Below are 20432 nucleotides of genomic sequence, written 5' to 3' on the forward strand. Positions count from 1 at the left end.
ATTAATGCCGGGTCACCTGATGACGACGGGTATCGCCAGTACCGTCTCAGGATCTGATAATATCGCCCTGTCGGAGGAGATCTAATAATTGGCTTACCAAATTTGTTACCAATTGTTCACCATCGAGATGAACCTCCGCAGAGAGCGGCGCTTCATAAACCGAGTCTATACCGGTGAAGTTACGCAGCTCGCCAGCACGCGCTTTTTTATATAATCCCTTAGGATCGCGTGCCTCGCAAATTGCCAATGGCGTATCGACAAACACTTCGATAAAACGCCCTTCCCCAAGCCGCTCGCGCACCATCTGGCGCTCCGCGCGGTGTGGAGAGATAAACGCCGTCAACACCACCAGCCCTGCGTCGACCATCACTCTGGCGACTTCACCCACCCGGCGGATATTCTCTTTACGATCGGCATCGCTAAAGCCCAGGTCGCTGCACAACCCATGGCGAACGTTGTCGCCATCCAGCAAATAGGTGCTCACGCCCGCGCGGTGCAGCGCCTCTTCCAGCGCCCCGGCGACGGTTGATTTACCCGAGCCGGAGAGCCCGGTAAACCACAGTACAACACCACGGTGACCGTGGAGTTGTTCGCGCTGCTCAGCCGTAACCGGATGTGCATGCCAGACGACATTTTCGTCATGCTGCGCCATTACTGACCTCCCAGCAGATCGCGTGCGCCCCAGTGCGGGAAGTGCTTGCGGATAAGCTGGTTCAGCTCCAGCTCAAAGGCGCTGAATTCAGAAGTGCGGGTCTGTTGCCCGGCATGAACTTCACGCACCATGCCAGCCCCAACGGTTACATTACTTAGACGGTCAATAAAGATAACGCCACCGGTAACCGGGTTCTGCTGGTATGCATCGAGCGTTAGCGGCTCATCAAAGGTGACATCGACAAGCCCAATGCCGTTCAACGGCAGGCTTTCCACCTGGCGCTGAGTGAGGTTATTGATGTCAACCTGATACTGGATGTTATCCACGCGCGCGCGGGTCTTTTTACCGGCGACTTTAATGTCGTAGCTTTGACCCGGTTGCAGCGGTTTTTCTGCCATCCACACCACATCGAGCGAAGCACTCTGCACTGCTGGCAGGGTTTCCTGCGCATCGAGGATCAGATCGCCGCGGCTGATATCAATTTCGTCTTTCAGCACCAGCGTAATCGCTTCACCGGCGGCCGCTTCCGGTAAATCGCCATCGAAAGTGACGATACGGGCAACTGACGACTCCACGCCAGACGGCAGGACTTTAATGCGCTGACCCACTTTCACAATACCGGACGCCAGCGTACCGGAAAAACCACGGAAATCGAGGTTCGGGCGATTCACATACTGCACCGGGAAGCGCATCGGCTGCGTATCCACCACGCGCTGGATCTCAACCGTTTCCAGCACTTCCAGCAGCGTCGGACCGCTGTACCATGGCATTTGCGGACTCTGGCTTGCGACGTTGTCACCCTCCAGCGCCGAGAGCGGCACAAAACGGATATCCAGATTCCCTGGCAGTTGTTCTGCAAAGGTCAAATAGTCCTGACGGATGTTCTCGAAGGTCTCTTCGCTAAATGCCACCAGGTCCATTTTGTTGACCGCCACCACCAGGTGCTTAATACCCAGCAGCGTGGAGATAAAGCTGTGACGGCGCGTCTGATCCAGCACGCCTTTACGGGCATCGATCAGCAGGATCGCCAGATCACAGGTCGAGGCCCCGGTCGCCATATTACGGGTGTACTGTTCATGCCCTGGGGTATCGGCAATGATAAATTTGCGTTTTTCGGTGGAGAAATAGCGATAGGCCACGTCAATGGTGATGCCCTGTTCACGCTCTGCTTGCAGGCCATCCACCAGCAAGGCCAGATCGAGCTTCTCACCCTGCGTACCGTGACGTTTGCTGTCGTTGTGCAGCGTAGAGAGCTGATCTTCATAAATCTGGCGGGTGTCATGCAACAAGCGGCCAATCAGGGTGCTTTTCCCGTCATCGACGCTGCCACAGGTCAGAAAGCGCAGCAGGCTTTTGTGCTGCTGAGCATGCAGATACGCTTCGACGCCGCCTTCATTAGCAATTTGTTGTGCGATTGTGGTGTTCATGGCGGCTCCTTAGAAATATCCCTGACGTTTTTTCAGCTCCATGGAGCCGGCCTGGTCGCGGTCAATCACGCGGCCCTGACGTTCACTGGTGGTGGAAACCAGCATCTCTTCGATGATCTCAGGCAGCGTTTGCGCATCCGACTCCACGGCACCGGTGAGAGGCCAGCAACCCAGCGTACGGAAACGTACCATTCGTTGTTCGATCACTTCGCCCGGTTGCAGATCGATTCGGTCGTCATCGATCATCATCAGCATGCCATCACGCTCAAGCACCGGACGTTCCGCCGCCAGATACAGAGGAACAATCTCGATATTTTCCAGGTAGATGTACTGCCAGATATCCAGTTCGGTCCAGTTTGACAGCGGGAACACGCGAATGCTTTCGCCCTTGTTAATCTGGCCATTGTAATTATGCCACAGCTCCGGGCGCTGGTTTTTCGGGTCCCAACGGTGGAAACGGTCACGGAACGAGTAAATACGCTCTTTGGCGCGGGATTTTTCTTCGTCGCGACGCGCGCCACCGAACGCAGCATCAAAACCGTATTTGTTCAGCGCCTGCTTCAGCCCTTCGGTTTTCATGATATCAGTATGTTTCGCACTGCCGTGCACGAACGGGTTAATGCCCATTGCCACCCCTTCCGGGTTCTTATGCACCAGCAGCTCACAGCCGTAGGCTTTCGCGGTACGGTCACGGAATTCATACATCTCACGGAATTTCCAGCCGGTATCTACATGCAGCAGTGGGAACGGCAGCGTGCCCGGATAGAAGGCTTTACGCGCAAGATGCAGCATCACACTGGAATCTTTGCCGATGGAATACATCATCACCGGGTTGGAAAATTCGGCGGCCACTTCGCGGATGATATGGATGCTTTCCGCCTCCAGTTGTCGCAGGTGGGTGAGTCGTTTTTGGTCCATAACCATTCCTTAAGCCAGATTAATCACAGAAGCGTCAAACGCGTCCGTTCCTGTCGTATGCCGGAACCAGGCGAGTTCGCGATGAAGCCCAACCACCTCGCCCACCACTAACAAGGCGGGCATTGGGGCGGCTTTCGCCAGTTCCTCAAGTTGTTCTAATGTGCCAGTAGCCACATGCTGATCCGTGCGCGTACCGCGGGAGATGACCGCCACTGGCGTAGTGTTATCACGACCGTGGGCGATCAGTTGCGTGCTGATTTCCGCGGCCTTCATCGTCCCCATATAGATAGCCAGCGTCTGGCGGCTTTGCGCCAACAGCGACCAGTCGAAGGGGGTGCTATCGGCTTTATAATGCCCGGTAACGAACGTCACGCTCTGCGCGAAGTCCCGGTGCGTCAGTGGAATACCCGCATAGGCGGTCGCACCGGATGCAGCCGTCACGCCCGGCACCACCTGAAAAGGAATTCCCGCTTCCGCTGCGGCCTGTAACTCTTCTCCACCGCGACCAAAAATAAACGGATCGCCTCCCTTCAGGCGCACTACCGTTTTGCCCTCGCGGGCGGCATCCACCAGCATGCGATTGGTTTCATGTTGTGCAACCGCATGTGCCCCGGCGCGTTTACCTACACAAATTTTTTCCGCATCCCGGCGGGTCAGCTCCAGCACCGCATCGCTGACCAGATGATCGTAAAACACCACATCGGCTTGCTGAATCACCTGCAAGCCGCGCAACGTCAGCAAGCCTGCGTCGCCCGGCCCCGCGCCGACCAGAATAATTTCCCCACTCGCTGAGCCCGGCTGCGTCAGTTCCGCTTCCAGCGCTTTCTCCGCTGCGGGTTCATCACCTGCGGCCATCAGGCTGGCAAAACGCCCGCGAAAGGCGCTTTCCCAAAAACGGCGACGTTCATCGGTGGTCCGACGAAATGCTTTAATACGTGTGCGCCAGCGCCCGGCGACGTCCGCCATGCGCCCCAGATTGCCGGGTAACAACGCTTCAATCTTTTCACGCAACAGGCGCGCCAATACCGGTGCGTTACCGCCGGAGGAGATCGCCACCAGTAGCGGTGAACGATCAACAATCGACGGGAAAATAAAGGAGCACAGCGGCTGATCGTCAACCACATTGACCAGCCGGTGGCGCGCGTTGGCGGCATCAAATACCCGGCGGTTCAGCGCGGCATCATTGGTGGCGGCAATCACCAGAAAAACGCTGTCCAGTTGTGACTCGTCAAAGGTTGTCGCCACCCAGTGAATAGCCTGCCGTTCAGCAAGCTGTTGCAGCGACGCATCCAGGTGTTGCGCCACAACCTTTACCTGTGCGCCTGCACGACGCAAAAAAGCGATTTTGCGCGCGGCAATTTCGCCACCGCCAATCACCAGAACGGGGCGGTCTTTTACAGCAGCAAACAGCGGAAGGTAATCCACAACGCAACAACTCACTCGTAGCCAGCAATACAGGGACTATAGGGGGCGGTTTAGAACGAATGAAATTACGAATTGGAATGAGTAGTTCCGCAAAGGAATAACGCCTGTGCAAAGCAAATATCAAAAAGTGCTTAACGCGTGTCTTTTCGCACGGTTAAGAAGAAATGAAATTGTGTAAACCCGGTCACAGTTTCATACTAAGCGCGTCAAAATTTTTGCTGCATAAAGGACTCTCTATGTTTTCCGCATTGCGCCACCGTACCGCTGCCCTGGCGCTCGGCGTATGCTTTATCCTTCCGGCGCATGCCCGCCCTTCCCAACCCGGTGAGTTTGCTAATGAGCAGGCACGCCATATTGCCACTCTGTTTCCAGGCCGAATGACCGGTACACCTGCGGAAATGCTCTCTGCCGACTATTTGCAGCAGCAGTTCATGCAGATGGGTTATGAGAGCAATATCCGTAAATTTAAAACCCGTTACAGCTATACGGCGAAAGATAAGCAGCAGAGCTGGCAAAACGTTACCGGCAGTACGGTGATCGCCGCGCATGAAGGCAAATCGCCGCTGCAAATTATTATTATGGCGCATCTCGACACCTACGCGCCGCGCAGCGACGCCGATGTGGATAACAATCTGGGCGGCTTAACCTTACAAGGAATCGATGATAACGCCGCCAGTCTGGGCGTCATGCTGGAGCTGGCGCAGGCGCTCAAACAGGTGCCGACGCAGTACAGCATTCGTTTTATCGCTACCAGCGGTGAAGAAGAGGGCAAGCTCGGCGCACAAAACCTCCTCGATCGCATGAGTGAAGCTGAGAAGAAACACACCCTGCTTCTGATCAATCTGAACAACCTGATCGTCGGCGATAAACTCTATTTTAATAGCGGTAAAAACACCCCGGCTTCGGTGCGTAAACTGACGCGGGATCGTGCGCTGGCGCTTGCCCGTACGCAGGGTATTCTCGCCATGAGCAACCCAGGGCTTAACGCCAGTTATCCTAAAGGCACCAGTTGCTGCAACGATGCAGAAGTGTTTGATAAAGCGGGGATCCCGGTGCTGTCGGTGGAGGCCACGAACTGGTCGCTGGGCAATAAAGATGGTGAACAACAACGCGCAAAATCGAAAACTTTTCCCGACGGCGTCAGCCATCACAATCCGCGACTGGATAACCAGCAATATATTGACCGGGCGCTGCCAGGACGCATAGAACGCCGCAGTCGTGATGTTATGCGCATCATGCTGCCGTTAGTGAAAGAACTGGCCAAAGCCGGCAAATAACACGGACAAAAACGCCTGCCTATGCAGGCGTTTTTTCAGACTGTTCAGGCAACAAGCGCACCTGATGATGTGAGACTAACGCTCGTCGCGTCGCCCGCCGACCGCGGCCCACATCCGGCGTACATGTACCGTCACTTCTTCACGATCGTGGTACAGCTGTCGCGCCTGAATCTGCGCGGCGACACCGTGTTCATCAAGCTGCGCCTGAATATACGCCAGGTTGTTGGAGACCTCTTCGTAGCGTTTTTTCATCGGCAGTTTAAGGTTAAAAATGGTTTCGCGGCACCAGCCTTCAGTCAACCATTGCGCCATCAGCGCAGCGACTTTCGCCGGTTTCTCCACCATATCGCACACCATCCATGAGATGTTGTTGCGATTGGGGCGATAGCGGAAGCCATCTTCCCGCAGCCAGGTCACCTGACCGGTATCCATCAGACTTTGCGCCATCGGGCCGTTATCCACTGAGTAAACCCACATGTTGCGTTTTACCAGCTGATAGGTCCAACCGCCAGGGCATGCGCCAAGATCGACAGCATACATTCCATTGGCCAGGCGCTCGTCCCACTCATCCTCAGGGATAAAGACGTGGAACGCCTCTTCCAGCTTTAACGTTGAGCGGCTCGGCGCGTCGGATGGAAATTTCAGACGCGGGATGCCCATATAGAACGGTGAGTTATTAAAAGAGTAAGAATACCCGGTATAGCAGCAGCCAGGCGCAATAAAAAAGACATGCACCACCGGACGTTTTGGCGAATCACTGCGCGCCAGCACGCCCGCTTCACGCAACGCTGAACGCAGCGGCACGGTGAATTTGCGACAGAACTTCATCAGCTCTTTGCTTTCGTTGGTGTCAGCCACTTCAACCCGCAGATCGCCGCCTTTCTCCACCACACCTTGCAGCATACCGACAATCGGCGTAATACGATCCTCTGGCGGCAAGTCCTTCAGTAATTCCCCCACCACAAACATCTGACGGGCGAAAATCAGGCTATTAAACGGCAGTTCGCGCGCCAGCTTATCTGCATCGCTTTCCTGATAACATTCAAAAACAACATAGCCCGCGTTTTCTTTTACGCGCGCAAAACCGAACACCTCAAGACGCCCGGCCTTATCGGTAATTTCTGCTGCGCACTCTTTCTCAAAACCCGGGCGGCACAGCAACACCACTTTATTCATGAACAACGCCCTTACGTTTCAGACGGATCGCGCCAGTAAACATCAATGCCCAGCCGATTAAAAAGCAAACGCCACCGACTGGCGTAACAAACACCCACAGGCGTAAGTGAGAGAGCGCCAGGCAATAAAGGCTGCCGCTAAACAGCACGGTACCCAATGCCAGGAAAACGCTGCTCCAGTAGAACCAGATGCTAATACGGCGCTGCATGGCAACCGCCAATCCCAGCACCGCAAGCGTATGAAATGCCTGATAGTCGAGGCCGGTCTGGATCCAGCTCATATCCACCGACCCCAAAGATTTACTCAAAACATGTGCGCCGAATGCGCCCAGCGCGACATAGACAAAACCGCTCACCGCGGCGAAAATCAGCATAAAACGGCTGGTCATGAGATTACCCTAAAAGTCATACGCGCCGTTGCGCGCGAATTATTGTTCGTAACGGAAACGAAATTTTTCCTGTTCGTTTGCCGCTTTTGCCAGTATCCACTGTCGAAAGGCGGCTATTTTACCCAGTTCTGCCTGACTGTCATGACAAACCAGATAAAACGCATTTTTACTGACCAAAACATCGTTAAAAGGACAAACCAGCCGGCCTGCCTCAATTTCGGACTGCGCCATCACATTATTCGCCAGCGCGATCCCCTGTCCGTGGATAGCCGCCTGCAGCACCATCGAGCTGTGGCTGAATATCGGCCCTTGCTGGACATTAAGATTAAGACCTAACTGGCGCGTATAAGTTTGCCAGTCGCGACGGGATGCGTCGTGTAATAACGTGTGCTGCGCCAAATCATCTGGCTTTTTCAAGGGCTTATCGCCTGTAAGTAACAGCGGAGAACAGACCGGAAGCAGATATTCGGCGTACAATTTTTCCACGCGCAGCCCTGGCCAGTTGCCGCGACCGTAAAAAATGGCTACGTCGACATCGTCAGCCAGTTTATCTTCTTCACGATCCACAGCCTGAATACGCACATCGATTCCCGGATAAGCTGAGTTAAAGCTGGAGAGTCTTGGCACCAACCATTGAATGGCAAAACTGGGTAACAAACTGACCGTCAGCGCACCTTTGGCGCTGCGCGCCTGAAGCTTACGCGTCGCCTCATTAAGCTGTGAAAATATCTCTTTGATGTCCTGAAAATAACTCTGCCCCTCTTCAGTAAGCAGCAGAGAACGGTTACGTCGGCGGAAGAGTTTCAGCCCGAGAAAATCCTCAAGAGACTTGATTTGATGGCTTACTGCGGCCTGCGTCACAAAAAGCTCATCGGCAGCGCGAGTAAAACTCAAATGGCGTGCAGCGGCATCGAAAACGCGTAATGCATTTAGTGGTGGTAATCGCTTTGACATGGTTATCAGGCTTAGATGTTAACTCAATTTAACAAACAGGAAACAAGGGTTAACCTATTAGTTTTTTTTATCTGAGCCATTATAAATTGTCCGTTGAGCTTCTACCAGCAAATACCTATAGTGGCGGCACTTCCTGAGCCGGAACGAGAAGCTTTTTTTGGAATGCGTGTTCTGAAGGGCTTTTGGCTTACGGTTGTGATGTTGTGTTGTTGTGTTTGCAATTGGTCTGCGATTCAGACCCCGGTAGCAACGCTACCCCTTTTTCACTTCCTGTACATTTACCCTGTCTGTCCATAGTGATTAATGTAGCACCGCAAAATTGCGGTGCTTTTTTTTACCCAAAATCCGGCCTATTTTTTCTCCAGAGCGACCATCTCTTTCACGTCTGAACGGTTAATCTGCTGCTCATTACCATTCGCATCTTTATAGGAAATCATCCCGGTCTGATCATCTGTTTTCGGTTTCCCTTCCGAGACGATGGTGCGTCCATCATTGGTGTGTAACGCGTAATTCGGACCAGAACAGGCGCTCAGGGTAAAAGCAAACATACATGCAGATATAATTGCGGCAGTCTTTTTCATGTTCTTCTCCTTCTGGCAATTAATGCTGTGAAAACCTCTTTCAGGAAGAGGCCAAAACATTTACCTAACACTATTCAGCATAACCTGCTTCTCCGGCCCTGCCAGGACAAACAGACTATTCCGATGGAGCGCAACGTTCTTGCTACGCCGGACAAATTGCGCGACGATCCGGCTATTGGTATGAGGAGTCCCATGAACGCATTTAACCCATCGCTATTTCGCGCCCAGTTTCCGGCGCTGGCTGACGCTGGCGTCTATCTGGACAGCGCCGCCACCGCTTTAAAACCGCAGGCAGTGATCGATGCCACACAGCAGTTCTACAGCCTGAGCGCGGGGAATGTGCACCGTAGCCAGTTCGCGCAAGCACAGCAGTTAACCGCCCGCTATGAAGCCGCCCGCGATCAGGTCGCCGCGCTGGTGAATGCACCATCCGGTAAGAACATTGTCTGGACGCGCGGTACAACGGAATCCATCAATATGGTCGCTCAGTGTTACGCCCGCCCACGCCTGCAACCGGGCGATGAGATCATCGTCAGCGAGGCCGAGCACCACGCCAATCTGGTGCCATGGCTGATGGTGGCGCAGCAAACCGGCGCACGGGTCGTCAAACTGCCGCTGGGCGCTGATCATCTGCCGGATATCGCGCAACTGCCGCAATACATCACCTCACGCAGCCGTATCCTCGCACTGGGACAGATGTCGAACGTCACGGGCGGCTGCCCGGATCTGGCGAAAGCCATCACGCTTGCTCATGCGGCTGACATGGTGGTCATGGTCGATGGCGCACAAGGCGTGGTGCATTTCCCGGCGAATGTGCAGAGCCTGGATATCGATTTTTATGCGTTTTCCGGCCACAAGCTCTATGGCCCCAACGGCATTGGCGTGCTCTACGGAAAAACCGAACTGCTGGATGCCATGTCACCGTGGCTCGGTGGCGGCAAGATGATCACCGAAGTGACCTTTGACGGTTTCACAACCCAGCCAGTCCCTTACAAACTGGAAGCGGGCACGCCTAACGTCGCCGGGGTAATTGGCCTGAGCGCGGCACTGGAATGGCTGAAGACGCATGATATCGCGCAGGCGGAAAGCTACAGCCGCGGGCTGGCAACCCTTGCAGAAGAGCGCCTGGCGCAGCGCCCTGGGTTCCGTTCCTTCCGTTGTCAGGACGCCAGTCTGCTGGCCTTCGACTTTGCTGGTGTGCATCACAGCGATATGGTGACATTGCTTGCGGGGTACGGCATTGCGCTGCGCGCCGGTCAACATTGCGCTCAGCCGCTTCTGGCGGCGCTTGGCGTCAATGGCACATTGCGGGCATCTTTCGCTCCTTATAATACGCAACACGATGTGGATGCGCTGGTGAACGCCGTTGACCGCGCCCTGGACATACTGGTGGATTAATGACAAACCCCGTTTTTGCCGGACATCCGTTCGGCACTGTGATCACCGAAGCAACGCTGCGCCAGACCTTTGGCGTGCTGACCCAGTGGGAAGATAAATACCGGCAATTAATCTTGCTCGGAAAGCAGTTACCTGCGGCAACGGACGCGCTGAAAGCACAGGCGCGGGAGATCCCCGGTTGCGAAAATCGTGTCTGGCTGGGAGCAATGCCCACGGCAGATGGCACCCTGCATTTCTTTGGCGACAGTGAAGGCCGAATCGTACGCGGGCTGCTGGCGGTATTACTGACCGCCGTAGAAGGTAAGCGCCCGGCGGAGTTGCTGGAACAGGATCCGCTGGCGTTTTTTGATGAACTCGGCTTGCGCGCCCAGCTTAGCGCTTCACGCAGTCAGGGGCTGGCGGCGTTGGCTGCCGCCGTACAGGATGCTGCCCGTCAGGCGTTGGCCTGACGTTCTGCTTTTGCCATCAGTTTTTTCAGTGCGTGGGACACCGCAACAAAACCAAAGCTGGCGGTAACCATTGTCGCCGCGCCAAAACCGGATGCGCAATCCATGCGTTTTGGCCCTTCTGCCGTGCTTTTCATCGCGCATACGGAACCATCCGCCTGCGGATAAACCAGCGCTTCAGTGGAAAAAACGCAGTCCACACCAAGCTTGCCTTTGCTGTTTTTTACCACGCCGAAATCGCTTTTCAGCCGCTCACGGAGTTTCGCCGCAAGCGGATCCTGGATGGTTTTCGCCAGATCGCTTACCTGGATCTGTGTTGGATCGATCTGCCCACCCGCACCGCCGGTGGTGACCAGTGGGATCTTGTTTCGACGACAATATGCGATCAATGCGGCTTTCGGACGCACGCTATCGATAGCGTCAATCACGTAGCTGAAGCCCTGATCCAGCAGTTGCGCCACGTTGTCGGCAGTGACGAAATCATCGACGACCGTCACCACGCACTCCGGATTGATTTGGCGGATGCGATCAGCCATCACTTCCGCTTTTGCCAGACCCACATTGTCGCGCAAGGCATGAATCTGACGGTTGGTATTGGTCACGCACACATCGTCCATATCAATCAACGTAATCGCACCGATTCCGGTTCTCGCCAGCGCTTCCGCGGCCCAGGAGCCGACACCGCCAATGCCCACCACACAAATATGTGCGTCGGCAAACCATTGCAGTGCATTTTCACCGTACAAACGCGCCGTACCGCCAAAGCGCTGGCGCCAGGCATCGCTGATGACTACAGACATAAGACCTCAGAAATGAAGAATAAAGACAGGAGTTCCCCTCTCCCGGAATCGGGAGAGGGGGAAGTTTATCACACTCAGCCGCTGAACACGCCGCCAGCGCCCGGTGCATTTTTCAGCACCCAGACGCGGCCATAATGGTTATACCATCCGGCACGGTGACCGGCATCCGGGCCAATGCCCTGATAAATATCAAAATGCTGCCCTTTAATCGCACCGCCAACATCCAGCGCCACCATCAGGCGCAGCTCATACTGGCCATTAAATTTGCCGTTGTTATCAAGCTGCGGCACTTCCGCCAGTAGCGTCGTACCCGGAGGGATCACGCTACGATCGGAAGCCACAGAGGCACGGCCAACCAGCGGCACTGCACTGGCACCTTTCACCGGTGCCCAGGATTGCGGCTTAAAGAACACGAATGAGGCGTTCTCTTCCAACAGTGCACGCACTTCTGATTCACTGTGCTTCGCCCCCCATTCCCGGATGGCCTGCATCGACATGTCTTCTTTCTTCACTTCACCACGGTCGATCAACACCTTACCGATACTGCGGTAGGGATGACCGTTTTTACCGCCATAGCTGAAGAAGTTAAGTGGGCTACCGTCGCCAAAATCGATATAGCCGCTGCCCTGCACGTCCATAATAAAGTTGTCCATCAGCGAGTTGCTGTAAGCCAGCACATAGCTGTCACTCAGCGCACCGGCATAGATTTCGGCACGGGACGGCAACCGTCCGCGTTTGGACGGCATACGATAGATAGGGTACTGGAATTCGCCCTGGCGCGTGTGTCGCGCCTGTATCACAGGGGTGTAATAACCGGTGAACTGCACGTTGCCGTAGTTATCCGTGCCTTCCATCTGCCAGGCGTCGAGGCCGTATTGACTTAAAGTGCGAGTATCGCCTCCGGCTCGCAGCCACTCCTGGATAGCGTTATACACGTTGCTTTGGCTGCTATAGAGGCGCGGCGCGGCGCTGCGGATCTGGCTCACCTGCTCGGAGAAATCACCGGCATTGATTGGCGCGCCAACGGCGTCAGGCTGGTTGACCAGGGAAAACGGCTGGGAAAATTTCCCGTCTTTATACTGCTGACCGCGATCGGTCGGTTTAGAAGTACAGGCTGCGAGGATAGCAACCATCGCTCCCGTGAGTGCATACTTAACCCAACGTCCTTTCATTCTCTCTCATCTTCTGAATTAACCCGGAGCGAAGTGAAGATAACAAACCCCACTCGCTAATGAAATGCGCCAGCGCAACCCAACACAAATTTCGTTCAAAAAACGAACTGATTGTATTGTTTTTACGCATAATCTCCGCAAATTACGTATTGGGGCAAAAAAAAGGTTGCATCAAAAAGTTTGCAGCGTATAGTGCGCATCCACGGACGCGGGGTGGAGCAGCCTGGTAGCTCGTCGGGCTCATAACCCGAAGGTCGTCGGTTCAAATCCGGCCCCCGCAACCAATTAAAATGTGAAGAAAAACGTTTACATGATGGAAGTGTAAACAGACGGACGCGGGGTGGAGCAGCCTGGTAGCTCGTCGGGCTCATAACCCGAAGGTCGTCGGTTCAAATCCGGCCCCCGCAACCAACACAATAAACACCTTAACGGGTGTTTTTTTGTTTCTGCGTTGCAGTAAACGAAACATGGCACGCTGCGGTGCCATTTTGTTGTCGCGTTGCTCACCTTTCGTGCATCAGGACGTCTTATTTCCCTTTACTCTACCCCTCTTACGTGGCGACACTCGCTTTGCATCCTTTTCCGTCGCTAGTCTGGGACGCAAATCAACTCCCTTAACCTTGAGCTGCATTCCATAGCCCAGCTTTTCAACCAGACGCATTGCCTCATCATTCAACCATTCGATCAGCTGCGCGAAATCCATTTTCTTGCCGTCCTCGGGTTTTTTCCAGTTTTTGTCGCTGGCAATGGTAATCATCAAACACCCTGCCCGACACTCCTCCGAAGCCATGTACTTATTGACGAGTTGATCCGACAAGGCGGCACGTAAGTCATTTGCGGAACGGGGCTTTTCACCAATTTTAAGTTCAATAACAGCCTGTGGCCCAGCAAGCGATCGCAAGCGAATGTCGGTCTCTTTCTCATCCGCAGTTGCTGATTCTTGATCGACGGTATAGCTATTTCTTGCACTATTACGCAATTCACGCGCAATTTCGCGTCGCATAACGCGCTCATCACGGATGCCAGCCCAGCTTTCACGTGGAGAAACATCTGACAGCAAAAGTTCATCCAGATCATCCAGACGATCGCATAGCAGAGCAAACATACTTTCACTGCTGGCTGGAGGGAGGTCGTGGCCGCCATAAATCCCGGCAATATCACCTTCGCTTAACACGTCGCTATCCGCTTCCTGGGCAGCCTTCTCCAGTGCGATAGCTAATGCTCTTGCGCTAAAATCAGCAAACAAAGGATCCTGACTCAACGCGATGCGGGCTGACCATGCAGATGACCCCGTGGTATTGAGTAAGGCAGACAGGATCACACCCCTACCACTTTGCGCGTAATCACGACGATCGGGTGTCCAGCTTCCTTCGTGCCAGGGATCATCCTCCCGGCGGATATGTGTATACGCGAGTCGGACCAGGCGCAGTAATAACTCCGGTGTGAACCCCGGCTGCGACAGATTCACCGGAGCATTGAGATGATGCGTGTCGAAGAGTTCGCCAAACCAATCAAGCGCAGCAGAATCTTTGCTCACAGGGATCTTAGCCAGAATACGTTCCAGCTTTTCCACCCCGGTAGTCGGTTCCAACTGCAATAACGCAGCCACCCAGACGCTTTCAAACCTGACACCAGTGCGTCGAAGCCGTTTACGCGCCAGTAAACGGATTTGCTCAACCACCTCTGGATCACCATGTTGGATCAATACGTCAAGAACGCGCTTTAAGCGTTGTTTTGCCCGCGTCGGGTCTTCTTTATTACCCGTACTGCTGGCATTCTGCTCAAGCCACTGGCGTAAACAAGGCACAAAAATCGCGGCGATTGCTGGCGTCGCATATTCGAGTCCGTGAAGAATGTGCGAGGGCGAAGGTAGCGTTAATTCGAACGTCAGCTGAGCCCCTAACGTACTGCTGACCGCCGTTGGATGGGCAATCACCAGCGCCTCAAGCCATGAGGGAAAGCTGCCATACCCAATCGGCACATAACGCGCGGCGTTTTCGGCTTCAGCAGGCGAAAGCTTTCGTGCCCAGTCGGGGTCTTCGGATTCAGCAAAAATGGCGGCGAAACCCAATTGCCACCGTCTGTAGACCACATTTCTGTCTTCGGGTTTAACCTCCATACCCAAACCGAGCCGTTCTCGTCGCCAACACGGTATCAGCGCAGCCCGAACCCGATCGGCTGTCTCTTTACCAAAATGATTTTCCAGAAAAGCACGGTTCCACCCGGTTGCCCGTCCATGACTTTCAGTGCTTTCCATAACATGCCACAGTTTTTTTATTGTGGTATCGACGCAATCCTGGCTAAACGCCCGGTCCGGGTTATCGCTGATCTCATTCCACAGATCAATCCAGCTCGCCATCGCTTGTGCTTTGCGATCATTGCGTTGCTGCTCATCAAGGGCAGATTGTCGTTCAGACTCGGCAAATACAGGATCAAACACATGCCTTCGTTGTAACACCTTGTCGAGATCAGCAACAAGGGCTGGCGTATCGGCGACGCAGGACTTGAGGTGTTCCACATATTCATGAAAAGAGAGTGCCGTTGGGTATAAAAAGCGGATTGCCACTTCCAGCAGCATCTCCCGATCTTCTAACGGGCGTTGCTTGTCTGTCAGGCAGGCGATAATCCACTCGCTATCCCGTTCAGGCTCTGGTGTGATTGCCCCCCCACTCGTCGCAGCCAGCATCCGTTGAAAAGCGTCTTCTTCTGGGTGAAAAACCTGACTTAAGGCATCACTGGCCCAGAAAAGGGATTCGCGCTCGCGACCGGAAAGCGTATCAATAGCCGCTCGCAGGTTTTGATAAGCGTCATTGCGATAGCGATATTCGTCCCGCAAGTAGAACGCCACCGCGACGGAACGAAAAATATGTTCTTTACGTTCACCGTTCTCAAGCAGCCGGGAGCAGACTTGTGCCAGTGCAGCAACCAGGTGCACACGCGGTACCACCTTACGCCGGGCTGTTTTGTCCCATAAAGCGCCATCAAGGATACATTCGGTCAAACGTTCACGTAGAGGCTCCAGTATTGACTCCGGAAAATCTTTTGCCGAAACAATGCCCGGCAGACGCCAACTGAGATCGCTAACGACATGTGCGCTTGACTCGGTTCGCATCAATAACGGAAGGAGTTGGTCCATATCCATATGACCGGGGAACAAACGGCAAATCATATGCTGGAGCATATGGCCATTCCAGATATCAGGCCGTGTCTCCAGCCTTAAGACGACAGGCTGCAAGGCGGGTGAATTAAGCGCAACCAGCGCATCGACTGCGTCATAACGCTCGTCTATGGCCGTTTCATCCGCCAGTGCGACTTCCCGGGGAATATGTTCGCACGCCGGGAGCGGCCCAGCTTCAATCAGCTTCAGTAAAAAGACCCGAATCTCTTTATTTTCAATGCCTCGTTGCCAAAGTTTATTAATCAGCTCACTCAAATCGGTAGAGACAAAACGGCGGGCGTTGATTTCAGGAACCTCAAGCCCACGCCATCCGCCACAACCGTAACGATCAACATAAGCTTGTAGCGCTTTTTGTCGCTGATGAGGATCGAGCTGTTGCGGATCGGCAGAATTCAGTAAGACTTCAGGCTCACGTCGAACCACTTCATCAAAAAAGCGAGGATCACAACCGGCCAACCATGCCGCAACAGGACGCATTGTAGGGCGTATAATTTCATTACCCTGCATCGTTCTCGTGAACAGCAACCGTTTTGCCGCTTTCACCGTTAGCCCTTTTTCAAGCAGGACGCGAATCTGTTCTGCCGCAAGGTATTCGATCACTGAACGATGATGAAAACGTACCCGCCCATAACTGGCGAAGCCAAATAATGGGCGCTCAAGCAATACCTGCCGCTCATCCTTTGTCCAGTCGGAGAGAAGAGTGTTCACATCCAGCGCTTGTTCTCCCGCATCTCCCAAATTTGATTCAGCGCTGTGACGGAGGGTCAACTTCCGGCTAAGCAGGGCTGCCAGTGCCAATTTGCGCGCGCCTTCCAGTGCCTTGTCGTCTGATAACGCAACGTGTTCAGAACGGTCTGGATTAGGCCGTAGTTTTATCGCAATGTCATGTGCAACCTGTTCCCGATGTGTCCGGATACGCCGGGACTCAGCCCAGCTGCTGCAAAGTTCAATTAAGTCCTGCGGGCGCCGTGCAAACTCCTCAGCGTTTCTCCGCTGAATATCCTCCATGAAGCCCTCAACATCGACAACGCGCTGTCTGATGGCCATCTCGCGTATTTGAAGGTTATTCAAAGGCATTAAACCAACATGCAACCAAGTGGATACCTCTTCCTTCTCCTCCCTGATTTGATGCGGGTCGATAGCAATGGCTGCAAAAGTGCTGGCGTTATATTCAGCCGCGCTTTTTGGCACCGGCAAATATTTTTCGATGAGTTGTTGTTCAATACGAATCGGACGCGTCGTGATGACTATTCTGGCCCGCGCAAGTTGCCCTTTCAACGCCCGGTTTAGCCGACGTAATGCCTGTTCGAAAGAACCAAGGGTAAGTTTTAACTCGTCAATCGCATCCAGAAAGAAAGTGGCGATAGCCGATTCTGAACTCAGCCAGGTCTCAAACTGTTGATGCCCTTCATGATCAAACATCTCCAGCAGTTCTGTTTGTGCAAGAACAGCAAGCTCAAGAAAAAAGGCCGGCTCTCCTGCCGCTTTTAACGCCTCTTGTTGCTGTTGGCACTCATAGGTTTTTCCTGCTCCGGCTTCGGCAATGATAAGAATACGCGGGGACTGAAGAAGCACTGACCATGTCATCACACCAGGCATGCCAGGAGATAACAGTGCCGCGAGGCGATGGATATCCGTCGCATCCTCGGCGGAAAGTTTACGGAAAGTGCGTTGAATGGCTTGCTGGTTACCTTTTTTATTATCGCTACGCATAGTGGCGGGTTCCTGCTTAATCCTTTCGTTGCCGGGTCACTTATTGTTATAAACACGTTGTTATAAAAATGGCGCCTTAGGGCGCCTGTTTTTTTATTGCCTTCTTGCCAGCGTCGCGCCATCCGCGAAATAGGCCTTTATCCCCGCCAGAATCGACTCTGCCACTTCCTGCTGGAACTTCGCGGTCTTGAGCTTACGCTCCTCTTCCACGTTACTGATAAACGCGGTTTCGACCAGAATCGACGGAATGTCCGGCGCTTTCAGCACCGCAAAGCCTGCCTGTTCCACCTGGTTCTTATGCAGGTTATTGACCGTGCCAAGACGGTTAAGCACCGCTTTGCCAAACTTCAGACTGTCGTTAATGGTCAGTGATTGCACCATATCAAACATGGTGTGGTCCAGATAGCGATCGCCGCTCTTACTGACGCCGCCTATCAGGTCAGCCGCGTTTTGCGTATCGGCGAGGTACTTCGCGGCGGTACTGGTCGCTCCTTTGGTGGAGAGCGCAAACACCGATGAACCGCTTGGCTGTCGGCTACTGAATGCATCTGCATGTATCGAAACAAACAGATCCGCGCGCTGTTTCTGCGCTTTGGCAACACGCACCTTCAACGGAATAAACACATCCTCGTTGCGCGTCATGTAGGCCTTCATATTGCTTTCTTTTTCGATCAGCGCATGCAGACGACGAGCGATTTGCAGCACCACGTCTTTTTCGCGGGTGTGATATTTGCCCGTTGCGCCCGGATCTTCGCCACCGTGTCCTGGATCGAGCATGATCACAATCGGACGATCGCGTCCGGCTTTGCCCGGCTGCGGACCGCTTTCCGCTGGTGGGACCTGGTTATCAAGATCGCCTTTGTTGTACTCTTCCAGCAAGGCCAGCAGCGGATCCTGTACATCTTTCGCATTCGCCGGATAAAGGTCCATCACCAGGCGCTCTTTAAATCCGGCAACCGGTGCCAGCGCAAACAGCTGCGGAGTGATGTTTTGCTTCAATTCAAACACCATCCGCACTGTTTGTGGATCGAACTGACCAACGCGAGCCGATTTAATATAGGGATCGTCACTGCGAATTTGCGCGCCCATGCCTTTCAACACGGAATTAAGATGCACGCCTTCGAGATCCACCACCAGCCGGTCAGGATTACTCAGCGCAAACTGCTTATATTTAATGACCTGGTTAGACTCCACCGTCACGCGTGTGTAGGTCGAGGCGGGCCACACGCGAACCGCCACTACCTGGCTGACTGCGGCCAGACTGACCTGGCTCAGGCTTAATAACCACATGGCCCCCGCCCCTTTTAATAATCTGCGGCGGCTCAGCGCTGATTGACTTCCCGACATGCTTCTCCCGAGCAATTAAACTGAAATAGTAATGAACGTCAGAATTGACCGAAAACTTTAACGAATGACGCATAAACTGTCATCTATTAAAGGGTAAACATATGTCTGGCTAATGGCTTTGTGGGCGTAGGTTTATTGTTTACTGAAAAATTTTGCACTTGCGCGCGGCACCAGAAAAGAATAAAAATACACAAATTACGAATAATCATGCAGTGAGGGTAGGCCGTGGTAAAGGAACGCAGAACCGAACTGGTACAGGGATTCCGCCATTCAGTTCCCTATATTAATGCTCATCGGGGAAAAACGTTTGTCATTATGCTTGGCGGTGAAGCGATTGAGCATGAAAACTTTTCCAGCATTGTCAATGACATCGGTCTACTGCACAGCCTGGGTATCCGGTTGGTGGTGGTCTACGGCGCACGCCCGCAAATCGACGCGAATCTCGCCGAACACCATCATGAACCGATTTATCATAAAAATACCCGTGTTACCGACGCCAAAACGCTGGAACTGGTGAAACAGGCTGCCGGCCTGTTGCAACTGGATATTACTGCCCGCCTTTCTATGAGCCTCAACAACACGCCGTTGCAGGGGGCGCATATAAATGTGGTAAGCGGCAACTTCATCATCGCGCAGCCGCTGGGCGTGGATGACGGTGTGGATTATTGCCACAGCGGACGTATTCGCCGTATTGATGAAGAAGCGATCCACCGCCAGCTCGATAGTGGCGCGATTGTTCTGATGGGCCCGGTCGCCGTTTCGGTCACTGGAGAGAGCTTTAACCTCACCTCTGAAGAGATCGCCACTCAGCTTGCCATCAAACTGAAAGCGGAAAAAATGATCGGTTTTTGCTCCTCGCAGGGCGTGATGAACGACGAAGGCGAAATCGTCTCTGAATTGTTCCCAAACGAAGCCCAGGCACGCGTGGACGTGCTGGAAGAGCGTGGAGATTACTACTCCGGCACCGTGCGCTTCCTGCGCGGCGCGGTGAAAGCCTGCCGTAGTGGTGTGCGGCGTAGCCACTTAATCAGCTATCAGGAAGACGGCGCCTTGTTGCAAGAGCTCTTCTCGCGCGACGGTATTGGTACGCAGATCGTGATGGAGAGTGCCGAGCAAATCCGTCGTGCAACCATTAACGACATTGGCGGTATTCTCGAGCTGATCCGTCCGCTGGAGCAACAAGGCATCCTAGTACGCCGCTCCCGCGAACAGCTGGAAATGGAGATCGACAAGTTCACCATTATTGAGCGCGATAACCTGACCATCGCCTGCGCGGCACTTTATCCGTTCCCGGAAGAGAAGATTGGCGAAATGGCCTGTGTGGCGGTGCATCCGGACTACCGCAGTTCTTCACGCGGCGAGATGCTACTGGAGCGCGTGGCGGCACAGGCGAAACAAATGGGACTGGCGAAACTGTTTGTCCTGACTACCCGCAGCATTCACTGGTTCCAGGAGCGCGGGTTTACGCCGGTGGATATCGACTCCCTGCCGGAAAGTAAAAAACAGATGTACAACTATCAGCGTCGCTCAAAAGTGCTGATGGCCGATCTAACCTGAACCTCGCCCCCGCGTCATGCGGG

16 protein-coding genes and 2 tRNA genes are annotated in these 20432 nt (G+C 53.9%); 6 read left to right on the top strand and 12 right to left on the bottom strand.

Annotated features, from left to right (window positions below; genetic code table 11):
• Positions 1 to 46: 46 nt before the first annotated feature.
• The 4 genes from cysC to cysG are packed head-to-tail and all read right to left on the bottom strand — an operon-like array spanning position 47 to position 4422.
• Positions 47 to 652 (bottom strand): adenylyl-sulfate kinase, encoded by a 606-nt coding sequence (gene cysC / locus ABGA49_RS13430; protein WP_061493351.1) that lies wholly within the window; start codon positions 650 to 652, stop codon positions 47 to 49.
• Positions 652 to 2079: a sulfate adenylyltransferase subunit CysN gene (cysN, locus tag ABGA49_RS13435; RefSeq protein ID WP_061493350.1), complete on the bottom strand. Its 1428-nt coding sequence runs from the start codon at positions 2077 to 2079 to the stop codon at positions 652 to 654. The genes cysC and cysN overlap by 1 nt, the downstream gene beginning before the upstream one ends.
• A gap of 9 nt (positions 2080 to 2088) precedes the next feature.
• Positions 2089 to 2997 (bottom strand): sulfate adenylyltransferase subunit CysD, encoded by a 909-nt coding sequence (gene cysD, locus ABGA49_RS13440; protein WP_061493349.1) that lies wholly within the window; start codon positions 2995 to 2997, stop codon positions 2089 to 2091.
• 9 nt (positions 2998 to 3006) lie between these two features.
• The gene (gene cysG / locus ABGA49_RS13445) at positions 3007 to 4422 is read right to left on the bottom strand and encodes a siroheme synthase CysG (protein ID WP_061493348.1); all 1416 of its coding nucleotides are present in this window, start codon (positions 4420 to 4422) and stop codon (positions 3007 to 3009) included.
• Between the two features lie 236 nt (positions 4423 to 4658).
• On the opposite strand from cysG, the gene ABGA49_RS13450 reads away from it, so the two are divergent.
• Entirely contained in the window at positions 4659 to 5699 is a 1041-nt protein-coding gene (locus ABGA49_RS13450) for an aminopeptidase (protein WP_347665665.1), read from the top strand.
• A 75-nt stretch (positions 5700 to 5774) separates the two neighbouring features.
• Here ABGA49_RS13450 and rlmM read toward each other — a convergent pair whose 3' ends face one another.
• The 4 genes from rlmM to ABGA49_RS13470 all read right to left on the bottom strand — a co-directional run bounded on the left by rlmM (position 5775) and on the right by ABGA49_RS13470 (position 8798).
• On the bottom strand, positions 5775 to 6875 hold the full coding sequence (gene rlmM / locus ABGA49_RS13455) for a 23S rRNA (cytidine(2498)-2'-O)-methyltransferase RlmM (protein ID WP_061493346.1): 1101 nt from the start codon (positions 6873 to 6875) through the stop codon (positions 5775 to 5777).
• Positions 6868 to 7263 (bottom strand): DUF423 domain-containing protein, encoded by a 396-nt coding sequence (locus tag ABGA49_RS13460; RefSeq protein WP_061493345.1) that lies wholly within the window; start codon positions 7261 to 7263, stop codon positions 6868 to 6870. Before ABGA49_RS13460 ends, rlmM begins: the two co-directional genes overlap by 8 nt.
• A gap of 39 nt (positions 7264 to 7302) precedes the next feature.
• Positions 7303 to 8217: a glycine cleavage system transcriptional regulator GcvA gene (gene gcvA / locus ABGA49_RS13465; RefSeq protein ID WP_061493344.1), complete on the bottom strand. Its 915-nt coding sequence runs from the start codon at positions 8215 to 8217 to the stop codon at positions 7303 to 7305.
• 350 nt (positions 8218 to 8567) lie between these two features.
• The gene (locus ABGA49_RS13470; protein WP_061493343.1) at positions 8568 to 8798 is read right to left on the bottom strand and encodes a YgdI/YgdR family lipoprotein; all 231 of its coding nucleotides are present in this window, start codon (positions 8796 to 8798) and stop codon (positions 8568 to 8570) included.
• Between the two features lie 192 nt (positions 8799 to 8990).
• Here ABGA49_RS13470 and csdA point away from each other — a divergent pair, with 192 nt between their 5' ends.
• Positions 8991 to 10196, top strand: a complete 1206-nt coding sequence (gene csdA, locus ABGA49_RS13475) for a cysteine desulfurase CsdA (RefSeq protein WP_061493342.1) — start codon at positions 8991 to 8993, stop codon at positions 10194 to 10196.
• Entirely contained in the window at positions 10196 to 10645 is a 450-nt protein-coding gene (gene csdE / locus ABGA49_RS13480; RefSeq protein WP_061493341.1) for a cysteine desulfurase sulfur acceptor subunit CsdE, read from the top strand. The genes csdA and csdE overlap by 1 nt, the downstream gene beginning before the upstream one ends.
• Here csdE and tcdA read toward each other — a convergent pair.
• Entirely contained in the window at positions 10630 to 11442 is an 813-nt protein-coding gene (gene tcdA / locus ABGA49_RS13485) for a tRNA cyclic N6-threonylcarbamoyladenosine(37) synthase TcdA (RefSeq protein WP_347665666.1), read from the bottom strand. The genes csdE and tcdA overlap by 16 nt on opposite strands.
• A gap of 74 nt (positions 11443 to 11516) precedes the next feature.
• Complete coding sequence (gene mltA, locus ABGA49_RS13490; protein ID WP_347665667.1) at positions 11517 to 12614, bottom strand: murein transglycosylase A; 1098 nt, start codon at positions 12612 to 12614, stop codon at positions 11517 to 11519.
• Between the two features lie 207 nt (positions 12615 to 12821).
• Between mltA and ABGA49_RS13495 the strand changes: the two genes are divergently transcribed.
• Both ABGA49_RS13495 and ABGA49_RS13500 read left to right on the top strand, forming a co-directional pair.
• Positions 12822 to 12898: transfer RNA gene (locus ABGA49_RS13495), tRNA-Met, on the top strand.
• Between the two features lie 50 nt (positions 12899 to 12948).
• Positions 12949 to 13025 (top strand) — tRNA-Met (locus ABGA49_RS13500).
• 106 nt (positions 13026 to 13131) lie between these two features.
• On the opposite strand, the gene ABGA49_RS13505 is transcribed toward ABGA49_RS13500, so the two are convergent.
• Positions 13132 to 17505: a hypothetical protein gene (locus ABGA49_RS13505; protein WP_347665668.1), complete on the bottom strand. Its 4374-nt coding sequence runs from the start codon at positions 17503 to 17505 to the stop codon at positions 13132 to 13134.
• A gap of 93 nt (positions 17506 to 17598) precedes the next feature.
• Entirely contained in the window at positions 17599 to 18852 is a 1254-nt protein-coding gene (gene amiC, locus ABGA49_RS13510) for an N-acetylmuramoyl-L-alanine amidase AmiC (RefSeq protein ID WP_134318737.1), read from the bottom strand.
• Between the two features lie 225 nt (positions 18853 to 19077).
• On the opposite strand from amiC, the gene argA reads away from it, so the two are divergent.
• Complete coding sequence (gene argA, locus ABGA49_RS13515; protein WP_061493336.1) at positions 19078 to 20409, top strand: amino-acid N-acetyltransferase; 1332 nt, start codon at positions 19078 to 19080, stop codon at positions 20407 to 20409.
• Positions 20410 to 20432 lie beyond the last annotated feature (23 nt).

Origin of the sequence: Kosakonia sp. WA-90, assembly GCF_039871955.1 — a bacterium.
GTDB classification, from domain to species: domain Bacteria; phylum Pseudomonadota; class Gammaproteobacteria; order Enterobacterales; family Enterobacteriaceae; genus Kosakonia; species Kosakonia oryzendophytica.

Excerpts from the sequence above, each read along its gene's own strand:
- cysD (WP_061493349.1), bottom strand. The coding sequence starts at position 2,997 with ATGGACCAAAAACGACTCACCCACCTGCGACAACTGGAGGCGGAAAGC.
- ABGA49_RS13470 (WP_061493343.1), bottom strand. The coding sequence starts at position 8,798 with ATGAAAAAGACTGCCGCAATTATATCTGCATGTATGTTTGCTTTTACC.
- csdA (WP_061493342.1), top strand. The coding sequence starts at position 8,991 with ATGAACGCATTTAACCCATCGCTATTTCGCGCCCAGTTTCCGGCGCTG.
- ABGA49_RS13505 (WP_347665668.1), bottom strand. The coding sequence starts at position 17,505 with ATGCGTAGCGATAATAAAAAAGGTAACCAGCAAGCCATTCAACGCACT.
- csdE (WP_061493341.1), top strand. The coding sequence starts at position 10,196 with ATGACAAACCCCGTTTTTGCCGGACATCCGTTCGGCACTGTGATCACC.
- gcvA (WP_061493344.1), bottom strand. The coding sequence starts at position 8,217 with ATGTCAAAGCGATTACCACCACTAAATGCATTACGCGTTTTCGATGCC.
- rlmM (WP_061493346.1), bottom strand. The coding sequence starts at position 6,875 with ATGAATAAAGTGGTGTTGCTGTGCCGCCCGGGTTTTGAGAAAGAGTGC.
- ABGA49_RS13460 (WP_061493345.1), bottom strand. The coding sequence starts at position 7,263 with ATGACCAGCCGTTTTATGCTGATTTTCGCCGCGGTGAGCGGTTTTGTC.
- cysN (WP_061493350.1), bottom strand. The coding sequence starts at position 2,079 with ATGAACACCACAATCGCACAACAAATTGCTAATGAAGGCGGCGTCGAA.
- tcdA (WP_347665666.1), bottom strand. The coding sequence starts at position 11,442 with ATGTCTGTAGTCATCAGCGATGCCTGGCGCCAGCGCTTTGGCGGTACG.
- amiC (WP_134318737.1), bottom strand. The coding sequence starts at position 18,852 with ATGTCGGGAAGTCAATCAGCGCTGAGCCGCCGCAGATTATTAAAAGGG.
- ABGA49_RS13450 (WP_347665665.1), top strand. The coding sequence starts at position 4,659 with ATGTTTTCCGCATTGCGCCACCGTACCGCTGCCCTGGCGCTCGGCGTA.
- mltA (WP_347665667.1), bottom strand. The coding sequence starts at position 12,614 with ATGAAAGGACGTTGGGTTAAGTATGCACTCACGGGAGCGATGGTTGCT.
- cysC (WP_061493351.1), bottom strand. The coding sequence starts at position 652 with ATGGCGCAGCATGACGAAAATGTCGTCTGGCATGCACATCCGGTTACG.